The sequence below is a fragment of the Micromonospora sp. NPDC005220 genome (genome assembly GCF_040607895.1).
GTDB lineage: Bacteria > Actinomycetota > Actinomycetes > Mycobacteriales > Micromonosporaceae > Micromonospora.
The window spans coordinates 1-15,635 of sequence record NZ_JBEXHP010000067.1 but is presented as its reverse complement, the minus strand read 5'-3'; the positions used below and the strand labels follow the sequence as shown (position 1 = coordinate 15,635).

Below are 15,635 nucleotides of genomic sequence, written 5' to 3'. Positions count from 1 at the left end.
CCTCAGCGTTGTGGTGCCCTGCGTGGTCAGCCCTTCTCCAGGTACTCCGCGCGATCCTCGTCCACCAGGGCGGCCACCGAGGCGGCCAACGCCGGGTTGCGGGTCAGCTCCGGGTCGTCCTCGATCAGGGTGATCGCCTCGGCGCGGGCGTCGCGGATCAGATCGGCGTCGCGCCGCAGGGACAGCAGCCGCAGGTGCGAGCGGTGCCCGGACTGGGTGGCACCCAGCACGTCGCCCTCGCGGCGCTGCTCCAGATCGAGTTCGGCGAGCTTGAACCCGTCACTCGTGGACGCCACCGCGTCCAGCCGCTCGCGCGCCGACGAACCCTCGGCCGCCTCGCTGACCAGCAGGCAGAGCCCCGCGGCGGCGCCCCGGCCGACCCGGCCCCGCAACTGGTGCAGCTGGGAGACACCGAACCGGTCGGCGTCCAGCACGATCATCACTGTCGCATTCGGCACGTCCACGCCGACCTCGATCACGGTCGTCGCCACCAGCACGTCCAGGTCACCGGCCGCGAAGGACCGCATCACCGCGTCCTTCTCGTCGGCCGGCAGGCGACCGTGCAGCACCCCGATCCGCAAGCCGTGCAGCGGGCCCTCGGCCAGCAGCGGGGCCACCTCGGTCACCGCCAGCGGCGGCCGCCGGCCGTTGTCGTCTTCGGGCGGCGGCTCCTCGTCACTAGCCGGCCCGTCCCCGATCCGCGGACACACCACGTACGCCTGGTGGCCGGCGGTCACCTCCTCGCGCAGCCGACGCCAGGCCCGGTCCAGGTAGGCCGGCTTCTCGGCGGCCGGCACCACGTGCGAGGCGATCGGCGACCGGCCCCGGGGCAGCTGGGAGAGCGTGGAGACCTCCAGGTCGCCGTAGACGGTCATCGCCACCGTGCGCGGGATCGGGGTGGCCGTCATCACCAGCGTGTGCGGCGGCTGGTCGGCCTTGGCCCGCAGGGCGTCGCGCTGTTCCACGCCGAAGCGGTGCTGCTCGTCCACGACCACCAGGCCGAGGTCGGCGAAGTCGACCCCCTCGTAGAGCAGGGCGTGAGTGCCGAGCACGATGCCGGCGGCGCCGCTGGCCACCTCACCGAGGGCCCGGCGGCGGGCCGCCGCGCCCAGCGAGCCGGTGACCAGCTCGACCCGGGTGGCGTGCTCGGCGGAGCCCAGCTCACCGGCCCGCCCGAGCGGCCCGAGCAGGTCGAGCATGCCGCGGTGGTGCTGGGCGGCCAGCACCTCGGTGGGCGCCAGCAGGGCGGCCTGCCCGCCCGCGTCGACCACCTGGAGCATCGCCCGCAGCGCCACCACCGTCTTGCCCGAGCCCACCTCGCCCTGCAACAGGCGGTGCATCGGATGCGGGGTGGCCAGGTCCGCCGCGATCTCCACCCCCACCGCTCGCTGACCGTCCGTCAGCTCGTACGGGAGTCGGGCGTCGAAGGCCTCCAGCAGCCCGCCCGGGCGCGCCGGTCGGGGCCGGGCCGGCCAGTCGGCGGCCCGGTGCTTGCGCTGCACCAGGGTGACCTGGACGGCGAAGGCCTCGTCCCATTTGAGTCGCCGCCGCGCCTGGTGCAGCGCCTCCTTGCTGGACGGCCGGTGGATCTCGGTCAGCGCGGCGCCCAGCCCGATCAGCTTGCGACCGGCCCGCACGGCGCTCGGCAGTGGATCGTCCGGCGGGGTGAACGTGTCCAGCACGACCCGCACGCAGCGCGCGATCACCCAGGTCGGTACGGCCGCGGCGGCCGGGTAGACCGGGATCAACGCCCCGGCGAACTCCTCGATGTCCTCGCTGACCGCCGCCTCACCGTCGCCACCCTCGCCGAGCAGGACGTACTCCGGGCCGTTGAGCTGCCGTTTGCCGCGGAACTCGGTGACCTTGCCGGCGAACAGGCCCCACCGGCCGGGGCGCAGCTCGCGCTCGCGCCACGCCTGGTTGCCGAAGAAGGTCAACGTCAGCACCCCGCCGGAGCCGTCGCCGACGGTCACCTCCAACAGGTTGCCCCGCCGCTGACGCATCGGGCGCACCGCGGTGCGCTGCACCTGGGCCATGACGGTGACCTGCTCGCCGACGTCCAGCGCGCGGATGTCGGTGTGCTCACCACGCTCGTCGTAGCGACGCGGGAAGTGGTAGACCAGGTCACCCGCGGTGTGCAGGTCGAGGTGCGAGGCCAGCGCCTTGGCTGTCTTCTCCCCGACCAGCTTCTTCAGCGGAGTGTCCACCGTGGCTGGTTCGCTCATTCGATCCCTACCAGGAGCGGATAAAACGGCTGGCCGCCCGGGTACGCGTGCACCTCGACGAACGGCCAGCGTCGCGCGACGTGCGCGCGGACGGCATCGGTGAGCCCGGCCGGGGCGTCCGCCCCGGCCAGCAGGGTGACCATCTCGCCACCACCGCCGAGCATCCGGTCGACCACTGCGGCGCAGGTGTCGGTGAGGTCGGTGCCAATCAGGTGGACCTCGCCCTCGACCAGCGCCAGCACGTCACCGGGACGGCACGGGCCGGCCACGGTCAGCGCCTCCCGGCTGGCGTGGCAGACCTCGGCGTAACGGCAGGCACCGGCCGCCTCGGCCATCGCGATGACGTCGTCCTCGAAGCGGCGGTCGCCGTCGCGGACCGCGAGGGCTGCGAGGGCCTGCACCGGCGAGCGGGTCGGCACCACGCTCACCTTGATGCCGTGCCGATGGGCCTCGCGGGCGGCCGCGCTCGCCACCGCCTCGGTGTTGGGATCGTTGGGCAGCACCACCACCCGGGCCGCTCCGGTGCTGCGGACGGCGTCCAGCAACTCACCAGTGGACGGGTTGCCCGGCACCACTGTGGCACCCTCCGCGGCGAACAGGTCGGCGATGCCGCCACCGGTGGCCACCACCACCGCGGCCCGGCCGGCCACCACCGGGCCGGGGGGCGACTCCGGCTGGTCGGCGAAACGGGTCACCGAGATCCGGTACGGACGGCCGGCGGCGACACCGGCCTCGACCGCCGCGCCCACGTCGTTGACGTGCACGTGCACGTTCCAGGTGCCCTCCGGCTCACGCCCGTCGCCGACGACGACCAGCGAATCCCCCAGCGCGTCCAGTGCCCGCCGCAACCCGGCGACCGCCTCGGCTCCGGCGTCGAGCAGGAACTGCACCTCGTACGCGTACTCGTCGGAACCGGTCTCCCGGGCGACGGTGGCCGCCGGGCGGGCGGAGCGCGACGCCGGCGCGGGCCCGGCCGTGCGCTCCCCGGTCAGCACCTCGACCAGGGCGTCGAGCAGCACGCAGAGCCCTCGGCCACCGGCGTCGACCACACCGGCGCGGGCCAGCGCCGGCAGCTGCTCCGGGGTGCGGGCGAGCGCCTCGGCCGCCGCCCGGGCCGCGACGCGGGCCACCGCCGGCAGGTCGTCGGTGTCCGCGCGTTCGGCCGCGGCGGCGGCAGCGGCGACAACGGTGAGCACTGTGCCCTCGACCGGCCGGGCGACCGCTGTGTACGCAGCGGTGGTGCCGGACCGCAGCGCGGCGGCCAACTCCCGACCACGCACCGCCGGCACCCCGGCGACCTCGTCGGCGACGCCGCGCAGGATCTGCGAGAGGATCACCCCGGAGTTGCCTCGCGCACCGAGCAGCGCGCCCTGGGCCATCAGCCGCAGCGCGTGCCCGTGCGCGGTCGGCCCGCTGTCGGGGAGAGTGTCCAGATCCATCGCCAGGGCCTGTTGGGCCGAGGTGAGGGTGAGCACCAGGTTGGTGCCGGTGTCGCCGTCCGGCACCGGATAGACGTTGAGCTGGTCGATCTCGCCCTGGTGGCGCTTCAGCGCGGCCAACCCGCTCGCGCACCAGCGGCGGACCGCTGCGGCGTCGATGGTGTCCAGCACGGGCAGAAGCCTACTGGCGCGCGCCGACACCCGGCGGACTCGTCCAGCGTGTCCGCCGCGTCCCGGGCCGGTCGGCCTCGGTCCCGGCCGGGAAAGCCGGGGCGTGCCCTCCAGGTAGAGTTGCCGCCGGACCCACCCCCATTCACCCGGCGGGCCGACCCACCATCCGCTGGCGGGGACGCCGCTGGTCGACGGACCAGGGCGGTTGGTCCCGTCGGCTGGGCATCGGGTAGGCTGACCCGGTTGCCCGTGCAGCACCTCTGCCGGCGACCTCATGAACGTTTCAATCCCAGGAGTATCCCGTGGCTAGCGTGTGCGACGTCTGTGGCAAGGGGCCGGGCTTCGGCCACAACGTGCCCTGGTCCAAGAAGAAGACCAACCGCCGCTGGAACCCGAACATCCAGTCGGTGCGCACCCCGGCCGGTGGCGGCAACACCAAGAAGCTGCAGGTCTGCACCTCGTGCATCAAGGCCGGCAAGGTCACCCGCGCCTGACGCGGTAGCGCCAACCTTCTCGTACGGCTCAGCCGGCGGACCCTCGGGGTCCGCCGGCTCTGTCGTGTCCGCGGCAGCCGCCGCCCACCGGGGTCGGGCATGCCGGCCAGGCCAGGCCCGCCGGGGTCCGCCCGGCTGTCAGAGGGTACGGCCGAAGGAGACGCAGCCCTCCGCGTCCTTGTAGAAGCCGAAGTTCGGAATCCGCTCGTAACCGGCGGAACCGTACATGGCGATCGCCTCGGGCTGCTTGTCGCCGCACTCCAGGACCATCCGCTTGCGGCCCTGCTCGCGGGCCGAGCGCTCGACGGCCGCCAGCACCGTGCGGGCCACGCCTCGCCCCCGCGCCGCCGGCGCCGTGTACATCCGCTTCAGCTCCGCGGTGTCCGCGCCGTGGCTGCGCCAGCCACCGCAGCCGACCGGCCCGCCGGCCAGATAGGCGACCAGGAACGCGCCATCGGGCGGCTCGAACTCGATCGCGTCCACCGGGGTGTCGTCGCCGGAGCCACCGTAGCGGGCACCCAGGTCAGCCAGTGCGGCTTGGATCAACTGCTGCGCCACCGGTGCGTCGAACCGCACCGCCCGGATCTCGATCTCACTCACGGTGTCCAGGGTACGGCGGGGGCCGGGCCTTACCGGAAGTGGTCCCAGCCGGTCGGGCCGTCGTAGGGCCCGCCGTCGACCGTCACCCCGACACCGTCAGTGACCACGCCGATCGGCCGCCAGTCCGGCGGCAGCACCACCGCCGGGGGGAAGGTCGCGGCCAGCGCGTGGTCGTCGCCACCGGCGAGGATCCAGCTGTACGGGTCGACGCCGAGGGCCTGCGCCGCGTCGGCCATCTGCCGGGGCACCTCGAACCCGTCCCGGCGTACGTCGATCGCCACCCCGCTGGCCGCCGAGACGTGCCCGAGGTCGGCGAGCAGCCCGTCCGACACGTCGATCATGGCGGTGGCGCCGAGCTGGGCGGCCTGCGGGCCCGCCTGGTAGGGCACCTGCGGCCGCCGGTACGCCTCGACCAGCAGCCGGGGGGTGCGGAAGCCCCGGGTCAGCACGGTCAGCCCGGCTGCCGCGTACCCGGTGCGCCCGGCCAGGGCGAGCACGTCCCCGGGTCGGGCGCCCGAGCGCAGCACGGGTGGGCGGCCCGCCAGGTCGCCCAGGGCGGTGACCGCGACGGTCAGGGTGGGGCTGGCGGACATGTCGCCACCGACGACGCTCGCGCCGACCGTCGCCGCCTCCGCGGAGAGCCCGTCGGCCAACTCCTCCGCCCAGCCGGTGTCCAGGTCCGCCGGCATGCAGAGAGCGACCAGCAGGGCGGTCGGCGTGGCACCCATCGCCGCGATGTCCGCCAGGTTGGCCGCTGCCGCCCGGTGCCCGACGTCGCGAGCCGACGACCAGTCCCGGCGGAAGTGCCGCCCGTCGACCAGCACGTCGGTGGAGGCCGCCACCCGGCCGTCCGGCGCGGCCACCACGGCCGCGTCGTCGCCGGGACCGAGCAGGGTCGTCGGCCCGTACGACAGCCGGGCGGTGATCCTGTCGATCAGCCCGAACTCCCCGATCGCGGACACACCGACGCCACCGCCGGCGTTCCGCCCGTTCTTCCCGGCTCCGCCGTGCTCGCTCACCGCTGCTCCTTGACGACCGATAGAGATCAGACCTGGTCCGTAAGGTACTTTCACCCTTCGGGCCGCTCACGGGCGGCGACGGACGGAGGTCGAGTCGTGGTACAGGCGTACATCCTCATCCAGACCGAGGTCGGCCGCGCACGTGACGTGGCGGGTCTCATCGCGGACATTCCCGGCGTGGTACGCGTCGACGCCGTCACCGGGCCGTACGACGTGGTCGTCCTCACCGAGGCGAACACCGTCGACGAACTCGGCAAACTCATCGTCAGCAAGGTGCAGATGGTGCCCGGCATCACCCGCACCCTCACGTGTTCGGTGGTGCGGCTGTAAGTGGACGAGATGACGACCTCCTCCGCTGCGCTGGACGACGACGCGGCGCGTGATGCGGCCGACGGCACGTCCGAGCCGGCTGACGGTAACCGCGGGTCGACCGATCCCGCCTCCGCCGCGCCGGCCGGCCGCGATCGGACCATGCGCGGCGCGGCCCTGCTGGCCACGGTGATCGCGCTGCCGATCACGCTGCTGGTCGCCGTGCTGGCCTTCAGCAAGCTCAGCCCGGACACGCCGGCCGCCGCGCCGAGCCCCTCCGCGACCACCGCCCGGGTGCAGTCCACCACCCCGGTGCAGATGGCCGCCCCGGCGCTGGCGGCCCGCCCGGCCACGGTCTGCCGGGCCCTGCTTTCCCAGCTCCCGACGAGCATCCGCGACCTGGCCCAGCGGCCGGTCAGCGCCGGTCCGGAGCAGAACGCCGCATACGGCGACCCGGCGCTCACCGTGGCCTGCGGCGGCACCGAACCGGCCTTCCCCAGCACCGACGAGGTCTGGACGGTCAACGGGGTCTGTTGGCACCTGGCCGAGCAGGCCGACGACGCGGTCCTCTCCACGGTCGACCGGGAGACGCTGATCACCGTGCGCGTCCCGGGCGCGTACGAGCAGCCGTTGCAGTGGTTGCCGACGATCTCCAGCACCATCGTGGCGAGTGTGCCGTCCGGCGGCGCCATCCCGTCCGGCTGCCAGCGCTGACCTCGCACCGACTCCGCCCGCGCGGGCTGACCTGCGCGGGCGGGGTCGGACGGCTCAGTGCAGGCCGACGCCGCGCCGCTGGGCGGTACGGATCAGCCGGTTGACCAGCTTCGGGTACTCCAGGCCGGAGGCCGCCCACATCCGCGGGAACATCGACATCGGGGTGAAGCCGGGCATCGTGTTGATCTCGTTGAGGTAGACGTCCAGCTCGGGGGTGACGAAGAAGTCGGCCCGGGCCAGTCCGGCGCAGTCCAGCGCGGTGAACGCGCGGACCGCGTACTCCTGCACCTGGCGGGTCACCTTCTCCGGCAGGTTGGCCGGAAGGTCGTACTCGCAGGAGTCGTCGAGGTACTTCGCCTCGAAGTCGTAGAAGTCGTGGTCGGCGACGACCCGCACCTCGGCCAGCACGGACGCCTCGGGCGCGCCACCGGCCTCACCCTCCAGCACACCGCACTCGATCTCGCGGCCGACGATCGCGGCCTCGACGATGACCTTCGGGTCGAACTGCCGGGCGGCGGCGACCGCCGCGTCCAGCTGCGCCCAGTCGGTGACCTTGCTGACGCCGAACGACGACCCGGCCCGGGACGGCTTGACGAAGATCGGCAGGCCGAGCCGCTCCTTGTCCTGCTCGCTGAGCGTCATCCCGTTACGCAGCACGGCGTACCTGCCGACCGGGATGCCCTCGACGGCGCAGAGCTTCTTGGTGAACTCCTTGTCCATGGCGGCCGCGGAGGCGAACACGTTCGCCCCGACGTAGGGGATGCCGGCCATCTCCAGCATTCCCTGGATTGTGCCGTCCTCGCCGTACGTGCCGTGCAGCACCGGGAAGACCACGTCCACGTCGGCCAGCGCCCGGGGGCCCTCGGTCGGGTCGAGCACCATCAGCCCGTTGCCGGTGGGGTCGGCCCGCAGCACGATGTCGTCACCGGAGTCGGCGGTGATCTCCGGCAACTGCCGGGCGTTGATCGCGAGCTGGGCGGGGTCTCCGTCGGTCAGCACCCACTGGCCGGCCCGGGTGATGCCGACCGGCACCACCTCGAACTCGTCCGGGTCGAGGGCGCCGAACACGCTGCCGGCACTGACGCAGGAGATGCCGTGCTCCGGGCTGCGGCCGCCGAAGACGATCGCCACGCGGGTCTTGCCTGGGGTGGTCACTCCGGTCACCTCTTCGTACGCGACTGCGGCTGGTCGTGCTCGCCGGTGGCGCTCACCCGGTTGACCTTACTGTGCGTGGCGGCAGGGCGAGGCGATACCCGGCGAGCCACGGCGCGACACGGCAATCGGTCATCAGAGCATATACGGTGCGTGACCGTACGGCAGCGGTGTCGCGGATCGTGGACCTGCGCCCGCGCTCAGTCCCGGGAATGCCGGCGGCCCACCGCGATCACCTTCACCCGCTGCCGGCCGGCCCGCACCATGCCCAGCGCCATGAATGCTCCGGCGATGCGGTCCGCGGCCTCCCGGCTGCTGGCGCCGACGACCTGCCGGCGCCGCTCCGGCGCGACCTGCTCGTTGCGGTTGACGCCCTCGACGGGACGCACGTCGGTGAGCACCACGAGGAAGCGGGTCATCGCGCGCCGCCCGAGGGCACGGCGAGGGGCTCCGGGCGGGTTCGCACGTCGTCTCCTTCCGGCAGGCCGGGATGGAGGGACGGCACGCGACGATCGGGTACGGGGGAGAAACCCGATCGCCGCGCGCCCCATCCCCTCCGGTCGCTCACCACCACCGTCGCCACGACAACCGGCGGTGAGGACGCCATAACAGATTGACACGTGTACAGGCGTGAATGCAACTCTCATCGACGTTCTCTCATGCAGACGTTCCCGCAAATGTGTGCGACCATCGATGCATGGCCCCGAAGACCGCCCGTGCCCGCCGGCTCGGCATCGCCCTGCGCCATCACCGGGAAGCCGCCGGGCTGACGCTGGAGACCGCGGCGGATGAGATCAACAGCACCCGCAGCACCCTCTCCCGGTACGAGAACGCCCAGACCCTGATCAGCCCGGCCACCGTGCGCGCGCTGCTCACGTCGTACGGGGTGAGCGCCGACGAGGTGGCCGCAGCGGTGCAGCTCGCCAAGGACGCCCGCAAGCCCGGCTGGTGGGTGTCGTACTCCTACGTGTTGGATCCACGCACCATCGACTTCATCGCGCTGGAGGCCGAGGCGACCGCCATCGCCAACTTCGAGCCCTCGGTGGTGCCCGGCCTGTTGCAGACCGCCGACTACATCCGGGGCGTGATGCGGGGCGGGCCGCACACCCTCGGCGACGACATGGTGGAGCAGCGGGTCAAGGCCCGGCTCGACCGGCAACAGCGACTCACCGGCGACCAGCCGCCCATCTTCGACGCGATCGTCGACGAAGGCGCACTGCTACGCCCCGTCGGCGACCAGTCGGTGATGGACGGGCAACTGCGGCACCTGGTCAAGATGGCCGAGTTGCCCAACATCAGCGTCCAGGTGATCCCGCTCTCCGCCGGCTACCACCGGGGCACCCGGGGTTCGCTGCACATCCTCGAATTCGCCGACCCGGAGGATCCGATCATCGCCTCGGTGGAGACCGTCGCAGGTCAGATGATCCTCGACCGGGCCGGCGAGACGCGTACCTGCACCAAGATCATGGAGCATCTCCGAAGCGTGGCGCTCAGCCCGGCGGACAGCCGCGAGATGCTCCTGTCAGTCCTGAAGGGACGGTAGGACCGATGACACCGATGATCACAGCGGCCTTGGCCGCGGCGGCATGGCGCAAGAGCAGCCGCAGCGGCGACGAGGGCGCCTGCGTGGAGGTGGCCGCGATACCGCGGCTGGTGGCCGTCCGCGATTCCAAGGACCCGGCCGGCCCGGCGCTGCTGTTCCCAACGGCCGCCTGGACCACCTTCGCCCAGGCACCACCCCGCCGCTGACCCGACGTGCCGAGCCGGTGCGGGCCGAGGACCCGCACCGGCTCAGGCAACCAGCGGCCGAGGCTCCGGAACGGCGCGCAGCGCCTCCAGCGCGGCGATCGCGACTCCCCGGGCACCGGCCATGTCCCGGTCCGGCACCAACGCGAAGGTGGCCACCGCCGCCTGCTCCTCGCGAAGCACTGTGTGCTCGCGGACCGTCGCCAGGAACCAGTCACGGAACTCCGGTGCCGCCTCCACCACCCCGCCGCCGACGAAGTACGCGTGCGGGTCGGTGAAATTCGCGGCAACCGTGAACAGGCGCCCCAACGCCATGGCCTGCTGGGTGAAGAGATCCCGCGCGAGGGCGTCCGCGCGCTCGCCGTACCCGCGGACCAGCTTGGCCGCCCGGGCCACCGGCTCGGCGGCGAGCGGGTGGTCGGGATACCGGGTCAGCCAGTACGGCAACAGGTTGCGTTCGATGCCGGTCAGCGAGGCCACGCTCTCCACATCCCCGGTGAAGCCGCAGGCACAGGTCGGCTCCGGCTGACCCGGGCCGAGCAGCCCGCTCAGCGGGATGTGCACGTGACCGAGCTCTCCGGCCATGCCGGCCGCACCGGCGATCACCCGACCGCTCTCGACCACGCCGCCGCCGAGGCCGGTGCCGACGATCGCCGACACCGACGAGCGGTTCATCGCGTCGGCGCCGAAGTGGACGTGGTGGGCGTAGAGCGCCGCCGCGTTGCCGTCGTTGTGATAGATCACCGGCAGGCCGAGCCGTCGCTCCAGCGCCCCTCGTACGTCGAAGCCGCGCCAGGCCGGCTGGGAGAAGTTGGTGGAGCCCCGCGACGAGATGACACCGTCGGCGCTGGCCGGGCCGGGAGTGTCCAGCCCCACCGCCCGGACCAGGTCACGCGGCACGCCGGTCTGGGCCAGCGCGCCGTCCAGCGCACGGGCCAACGCCTCGATCGCCGCCTCCGGCCCGGACCGCACCTCGCTGGGGATCTCCAACAGCCCGTCCACCAGGAAGCGGCCGTCCACCGTCAGCACGGTGGCGTTGTTGCTGGTGCCGCCGTTGTCCAACCCGACGACCACCGGCACCCCTGCGCTGCCCACCGAAACCGCCTTCCGCCGTCATGAGTGTGAGCCGAGGCTAGTGCCAACCCCTCTCCCCCGCCACGCCCGGGCGGCCCCCACCAGCCTGACCTCTGGCCGAAAACAGGAGTCCCACCAGCCTTCCCGCGTCGATCATGCAGTTGTGGTGGTGTACAAATGACGCGGAAGGGCGTTAACCGGGCACCACAACTCCTTGATCGACGCGGGCCAGGGGTCGGGTCAGGGGTCGGGTCAGGGGTCGGGTCAGGGGTCGGGTCAGGGGCGCTGGGTTGGGGGGTCAGGGGGTGGGGTCTGGGGGGCGGCGGGCGGTTAGGGCGGTGGCGTCCAGGTCTTCGTCTTGGTGGACCGTTGGGATCAGGCCGGCTTTGCTGAATGCGTCGCAGAGGGCTTCTATCTGGGTGGTTCCGGCTTCTACCACCAGGTGGCCGCCGGGGGTCAGCCAGTCGACGGCGTCGGCACCGACCCGGCGCAGCACGGAGAGCCCGTCCGGGCCGCCGTCGAGCGCCACCGGGGCCTCGTGCAGCCGCGCCTCCGGCGGCATCAGCGCGACCGCGTCGGTCGGCACGTACGGGGCGTTGGCGACCACCAGGTCCAGCCGACCCCGCCACTGCCGGGGCAGCGGCGCGAACAGGTCACCCTCGTACACCTCGGCGTTCAGCCCGGTGACGTTGCGGCGGGCACAGGCCGCGGCCGCCGGGTCGATGTCGGCGGCGGCCAGCCAGCGCGGTGCCAGCCGGTGTGCCAGCGCGACAGTGGTCGCCCCGGAGCCGCAGCAGAGGTCGACCACCGCCGGCGCCGGGCCGGTCAGCTCGGCCGCCAACTCGACCAACAGGGCGGTCCGGGCACGCGGCACGAAGACGCCCTCGTCGACGGCGATCCGCAGGCCGCAGAACTCCGCCCAGCCGAGCAGGTACTCCAACGGAACGCCCGCCACCCGGCGGTCGGTCAGGTCGGCCAACACCGCCGGGCTCTGCGCGGCGGCCAGCAGCAGCTCGGCCTCGTCCTCGGCGTAGACGCAACCGGCCGCCCGCAGCCGGCTCACCAGGGCGGCGCGACCGGACGATTCCACCGGGGACCTCAGACCGATCCTGCGGCGTCCAACGCGGCGGCAATGTCGGCCACCAGGTCCACGGTGTCCTCCGCGCCGCAGGAGAGCCGGACGAAACCGGGAGCGGTGTCGTCGCCCCACTGCGCCCGCCGGTCCGCAGTGGTGTGCAGGCCACCGAAGGAGGTCGCCGCCGCCACCAGCCGGGCGGCCTGAACGAATCGGCCCACCCGGTCGGCATCGCCCAGGTCGAACGAGAGCACCCCCGGTATCCGGCGCATCTGCGCCGAGGCCACCGGGTACGCCGGGTCGTCCGGCCGCCCCGGCCACCGCAGGCCGGTCACGTCCGACCGGCCGGCGAGCAGATCGGCGACCGCGGCGGCGTTCGCGCTCTGCCGCGCCAGCCGCAGGTCGAGAGTGGCCAGTGACCGGTGGGCCAGCCAGGCGTCGAACGCGCCCGGCACCGCCCCGGTGGTGGTACGCCAGGTCGTCACCGCGTCCATCAGCTCGGTGGACCGGCTGGCCAGGTAGCCCAACAGCAGGTCGGAGTGGCCGGTGAGCGCCTTCGTGCCGGAGGCGACCACCAGGTCGGCGCCGAGATCCAGCGGGCGCTGACCGAGCGGGGTGGCCGTGGTGTTGTCCACCGCGAGCAGCGCGCCGGCGGCGTGCGCCCGCTCGGCCAGGGCCGCCACGTCGACCACGTCCAGGCCCGGATTGGCCGGCGTCTCCACCAACACCAGGCGGACGCCCTCGAACGACGGGTACGGCCCGACGGTCGGCACGAACTGCACCCGGACGCCGATGGCCTCCAGCACGCCGGTGGCGAACGCCCGGACCGGGAAGTATCCGTCGCTGGGCAGCACCACGGTGTCCCCCGGCCGCAGCAGGGTGAGCAGCAGGCCGGTGATGGCCGCCTGACCGGTCGCGAAGACCCGACAGTCACCGCCCTCCAACTCGCCCACCGCCGCTTCCAGCAGCCGCCGGGTCGGGTTGTCGGGGCGACCGTAGCCGTTCGGCGACGTGCTTGGGCCCTCGAACGGGTCGAGATGGTACGGCGCCGCGAAGACCGGTCCGGGCAGGAACGGGTCGCCCGGTGCCGGCTCGGGCAGGCCAGCGCGTACGCAGCGGGTGCCGTCTCCCCACTCGCTCATCGGATCCCTCACTCGTACGACTCGGGTTTGGCGGTGCGGCTCATCAGGGTGTCCACGGCGAGGCGCGGGTCCATCCCCTCGTGGCAGATCCGTTCGACCTGCTCGGTGATGGGCATCTCCACGCCGTGCGCCCGGGCCAGGTCGCGGATCGCCAGGCAGCTCTTCACGCCCTCGGCGGTCTGTCGGGTGGCGGCCTGGGCCTGCTCCAGCGTCTCCCCCCGGCCCAGGTGCTCGCCGAAGGTGCGGTTGCGGGCCAGCGGGGACGAGCAGGACGCGACCAGGTCGCCCATGCCGGCGAGGCCGGCGAAGGTGATCGGGTCCGCGCCGAGCGCCACGCCCAGCCGGGCCGTCTCGGCCAGCCCACGGGTCATCAGCATGGCCCGGGTGTTGTCGCCGAACCCCATCGCGGTGGCGATGCCGTACGACAGCGCGATCACGTTCTTGACCGCCCCGCCCAGCTCACAGCCGACCACGTCGTCGTTGGTGTAGGGGCGCAGGTACGGCGTCCGGATCGACGACTGGACGAGCGTGGCGCGGGCGGTGTTCGTCCCGGCGACCACTGTCGCGGCGGGCTGCTCGACGGCGATCTCCGGGGCCAGGTTCGGGCCGGACACGACGACCACCCGGTCCGCGGCGACCCCGGCGGTCTCCACGATGACCTCGCTCATCCGCTTGGTGGTGCCCAGCTCGATGCCCTTCATCAGCGACACCAGGGTGGAATCCGGGTGCAGGTACCCAGCCCATGCGGCGAGGTTGCCGCGCAGGGTCTGCGACGGCACGGCCAGCACCACCACCTCGGCGTCGGTGATCGCCTCGGCCGCGTCGGCGGTGGCGGTGACGCGGGCCGGCAGCAGCAGGTCCGGCAGGTACTCCGGATTGCGGCGCTCGGACCGGATGCTCTCGGCGACCGGCGCGCGGCGGGCCCACACCGTCACGTCCCGCCCCGCGTCCGCGAGGATCTTGGCGAACGCGGTGCCCCAGGAACCGGCACCGAGCACCGCGACGTGACCGCTCATGCCGCTTCATCCCGCTGCTCGCGGCTGACGGAGGACCGGGCCGGTCGCTCCCACAGTGGCGGTGGGGTACCGCCACGGATCTCGGCGAGCATGTCCCGCAGCCGCAACATGATGGTGTCCGTCATCTCCTCGAGGGTGGCCCGGGTCGGCTGGGCGTCCGCCCAGCGGCTCAGGTCGATCGGTTCCCCGGCGGCAACGGTCACCGGGATCCGGGGGCGCAGGCTGACACGGGTCGTCCGCGGGTCGAAGATCCGTTCCGGCCCCCACATCACCACCGGTACGACCGGGGCTCCGGTGGCCAGGGCCAGCCGGGCCGCACCGGTCTTGGCCTTCATCGGCCAGAGGTCCGGCTGTCGCGTGGTGGTGCCCTCAGGGTAGATCACCACCGCGCCGCCCTCGTTGAGCGCGGCGACCAGTGCGTCCAGCGAGCGGACCGCGTCCACGCTGCCCCGCTCGACCGGGATCTGCCGGCACCGGTGCAGGATCCAGCCGACCACCGGCACCCGGAACACGCTGGCCTTGCCCAGGTACTGCGGCCAGCGCCCGGAGTCGTAGATGAAGTGCGCGGACACCAGCGGGTCGGCGTGCGAGATGTGGTTCGCCACGATGATCATGCCGCCGTCGCGGCCGAGATGCTCCTGACCACGCCAGGTACGCCGGGTCCAGACGGTCATCACCGGCTTCACCAGCCCCACGGCGAACCGTTGCCAGAACCCCAGCCTCCGCCGTGTCACTGTGCCTCCTCGTCGCGCCCCAACCCCGCCGCGAAATCCCGCCCGCGACACCCGCAGCGGAAATCATGCCTGCTCGCCCCCGGTACGGCCAGCGAGGGTCCCGTCGTCCGGCTGGCAGGATTGCGGACGTGAGTCAGCCGAGGTGGGCCGTGGTGGTGCCGGTGAAGCAGCTGGCCGCGGCCAAGAGCCGGCTGCGGGGCGCGCTGCCCGGCGTACCGCATGAGGAGTTGGCGCTGGCCCTGGCGGCCGACACGCTCCGCGCGGTGCTGGCCTGCCCGGCGGTCGCCGAGGCCCTGGTGGTGACCGACGACGCCCGGGTGGCGGCGGCGGCGCGGGCGGCCGGCGCGCGGGTGCTGCCGGACCAGCCGAACGCCGGCCTGAACGCCGCGTTCCGGCACGGGGCGGCCGGGGCCGCCGCCGGGTGGGTGGCCGGGATCACCGCGGACCTGCCGGCGCTGCGCCCGGCGGAGTTGGCCGGCGCGCTGCTCGCGGCACAGAACGGTCGACCCGGGGTACGCCGGTTCCTGCCGGACGCGCCCGGTGGGGGCACGGTGCTGCTCACCGCCCCGCCGGGCGTACCCCTGGATCCGCGCTTCGGGGTGGGCTCGGCGGTCGCGCACGCGACGAGCGGCGCGCTGCCGCTCGACGGCGACTGGCCGAGCCTGCGCCGGGACGTGGACACCGCCGCTGACCTGGCCGCCGCCGCGCGGCTCGGGCTGGGGCCG

At 73.4% G+C, this 15,635-nt stretch carries 17 protein-coding genes; 6 read left to right on the top strand and 11 right to left on the bottom strand.

The window, feature by feature from the left end; genetic code table 11:
* Positions 1–26 precede the first annotated feature (26 nt).
* Together recG and ABZU52_RS22235 are read right to left on the bottom strand one after the other, a co-directional pair.
* Complete coding sequence (recG, locus tag ABZU52_RS22240; protein ID WP_354972910.1) at positions 27–2,225, bottom strand: ATP-dependent DNA helicase RecG; 2,199 nt, start codon at positions 2,223–2,225, stop codon at positions 27–29.
* Entirely contained in the window at positions 2,222–3,835 is a 1,614-nt protein-coding gene (locus tag ABZU52_RS22235) for a DAK2 domain-containing protein (protein WP_354972909.1), read from the bottom strand. Before ABZU52_RS22235 ends, recG begins: the two co-directional genes overlap by 4 nt.
* A gap of 302 nt (positions 3,836–4,137) precedes the next feature.
* Between ABZU52_RS22235 and rpmB the strand changes: the two genes are divergently transcribed.
* The gene (gene rpmB / locus ABZU52_RS22230) at positions 4,138–4,329 is read left to right on the top strand and encodes a 50S ribosomal protein L28 (protein WP_091671657.1); all 192 of its coding nucleotides are present in this window, start codon (positions 4,138–4,140) and stop codon (positions 4,327–4,329) included.
* A gap of 138 nt (positions 4,330–4,467) precedes the next feature.
* Here rpmB and ABZU52_RS22225 read toward each other — a convergent pair whose 3' ends face one another.
* Together ABZU52_RS22225 and ABZU52_RS22220 are read right to left on the bottom strand one after the other, a co-directional pair.
* Positions 4,468–4,929 carry a GNAT family N-acetyltransferase gene (locus ABZU52_RS22225; RefSeq protein WP_354972908.1) on the bottom strand — a complete coding sequence of 154 codons (462 nt, stop codon included), beginning with the start codon at positions 4,927–4,929 and terminating at the stop codon, positions 4,468–4,470.
* A gap of 29 nt (positions 4,930–4,958) precedes the next feature.
* Entirely contained in the window at positions 4,959–5,891 is a 933-nt protein-coding gene (locus ABZU52_RS22220) for a thiamine-phosphate kinase (protein WP_354972921.1), read from the bottom strand.
* 153 nt (positions 5,892–6,044) lie between these two features.
* Here ABZU52_RS22220 and ABZU52_RS22215 point away from each other — a divergent pair, with 153 nt between their 5' ends.
* Positions 6,045–6,278: an Lrp/AsnC ligand binding domain-containing protein gene (locus tag ABZU52_RS22215; RefSeq protein WP_030487446.1), complete on the top strand. Its 234-nt coding sequence runs from the start codon at positions 6,045–6,047 to the stop codon at positions 6,276–6,278.
* Positions 6,279–6,971 carry a DUF3515 family protein gene (locus tag ABZU52_RS22210; protein WP_354972907.1) on the top strand — a complete coding sequence of 231 codons (693 nt, stop codon included), beginning with the start codon at positions 6,279–6,281 and terminating at the stop codon, positions 6,969–6,971.
* A gap of 54 nt (positions 6,972–7,025) precedes the next feature.
* Here ABZU52_RS22210 and ABZU52_RS22205 read toward each other — a convergent pair whose 3' ends face one another.
* Together ABZU52_RS22205 and ABZU52_RS22200 are read right to left on the bottom strand one after the other, a co-directional pair.
* Positions 7,026–8,126 carry a D-alanine--D-alanine ligase family protein gene (locus ABZU52_RS22205; RefSeq protein WP_354972906.1) on the bottom strand — a complete coding sequence of 367 codons (1,101 nt, stop codon included), beginning with the start codon at positions 8,124–8,126 and terminating at the stop codon, positions 7,026–7,028.
* Between the two features lie 197 nt (positions 8,127–8,323).
* Positions 8,324–8,542 (bottom strand): hypothetical protein, encoded by a 219-nt coding sequence (locus ABZU52_RS22200; RefSeq protein ID WP_354972905.1) that lies wholly within the window; start codon positions 8,540–8,542, stop codon positions 8,324–8,326.
* A 278-nt stretch (positions 8,543–8,820) separates the two neighbouring features.
* On the opposite strand from ABZU52_RS22200, the gene ABZU52_RS22195 reads away from it, so the two are divergent.
* Positions 8,821–9,666 (top strand): helix-turn-helix transcriptional regulator, encoded by an 846-nt coding sequence (locus ABZU52_RS22195; RefSeq protein WP_354972904.1) that lies wholly within the window; start codon positions 8,821–8,823, stop codon positions 9,664–9,666.
* Between the two features lie 5 nt (positions 9,667–9,671).
* Positions 9,672–9,872, top strand: coding sequence for a DUF397 domain-containing protein (locus tag ABZU52_RS22190; RefSeq protein ID WP_354972903.1), 201 nt, complete (start codon positions 9,672–9,674; stop codon positions 9,870–9,872).
* A 42-nt stretch (positions 9,873–9,914) separates the two neighbouring features.
* On the opposite strand, the gene ABZU52_RS22185 is transcribed toward ABZU52_RS22190, so the two are convergent.
* The 5 genes from ABZU52_RS22185 to ABZU52_RS22165 form a co-directional block, all read right to left on the bottom strand.
* Entirely contained in the window at positions 9,915–10,964 is a 1,050-nt protein-coding gene (locus ABZU52_RS22185) for an ROK family protein (RefSeq protein WP_354972902.1), read from the bottom strand.
* A 277-nt stretch (positions 10,965–11,241) separates the two neighbouring features.
* Positions 11,242–12,033: a putative protein N(5)-glutamine methyltransferase gene (locus tag ABZU52_RS22180; RefSeq protein ID WP_354972901.1), complete on the bottom strand. Its 792-nt coding sequence runs from the start codon at positions 12,031–12,033 to the stop codon at positions 11,242–11,244.
* An 8-nt stretch (positions 12,034–12,041) separates the two neighbouring features.
* Positions 12,042–13,160 (bottom strand): cystathionine gamma-lyase, encoded by a 1,119-nt coding sequence (locus ABZU52_RS22175; protein WP_354972900.1) that lies wholly within the window; start codon positions 13,158–13,160, stop codon positions 12,042–12,044.
* Positions 13,161–13,168: 8 nt separating this feature from the next.
* Entirely contained in the window at positions 13,169–14,176 is a 1,008-nt protein-coding gene (locus ABZU52_RS22170) for an NAD(P)H-dependent glycerol-3-phosphate dehydrogenase (RefSeq protein ID WP_354972899.1), read from the bottom strand.
* A complete protein-coding gene (locus tag ABZU52_RS22165) occupies positions 14,173–14,910 on the bottom strand; it encodes a lysophospholipid acyltransferase family protein (RefSeq protein ID WP_354972898.1) in 738 nt (245 codons plus the stop codon). Before ABZU52_RS22165 ends, ABZU52_RS22170 begins: the two co-directional genes overlap by 4 nt.
* A 128-nt stretch (positions 14,911–15,038) precedes the next feature.
* Between ABZU52_RS22165 and cofC the strand changes: the two genes are divergently transcribed.
* A partial coding sequence (gene cofC / locus ABZU52_RS22160; protein ID WP_354972897.1) for a 2-phospho-L-lactate guanylyltransferase occupies positions 15,039–15,635 on the top strand: 597 nt, incomplete at its 3' end.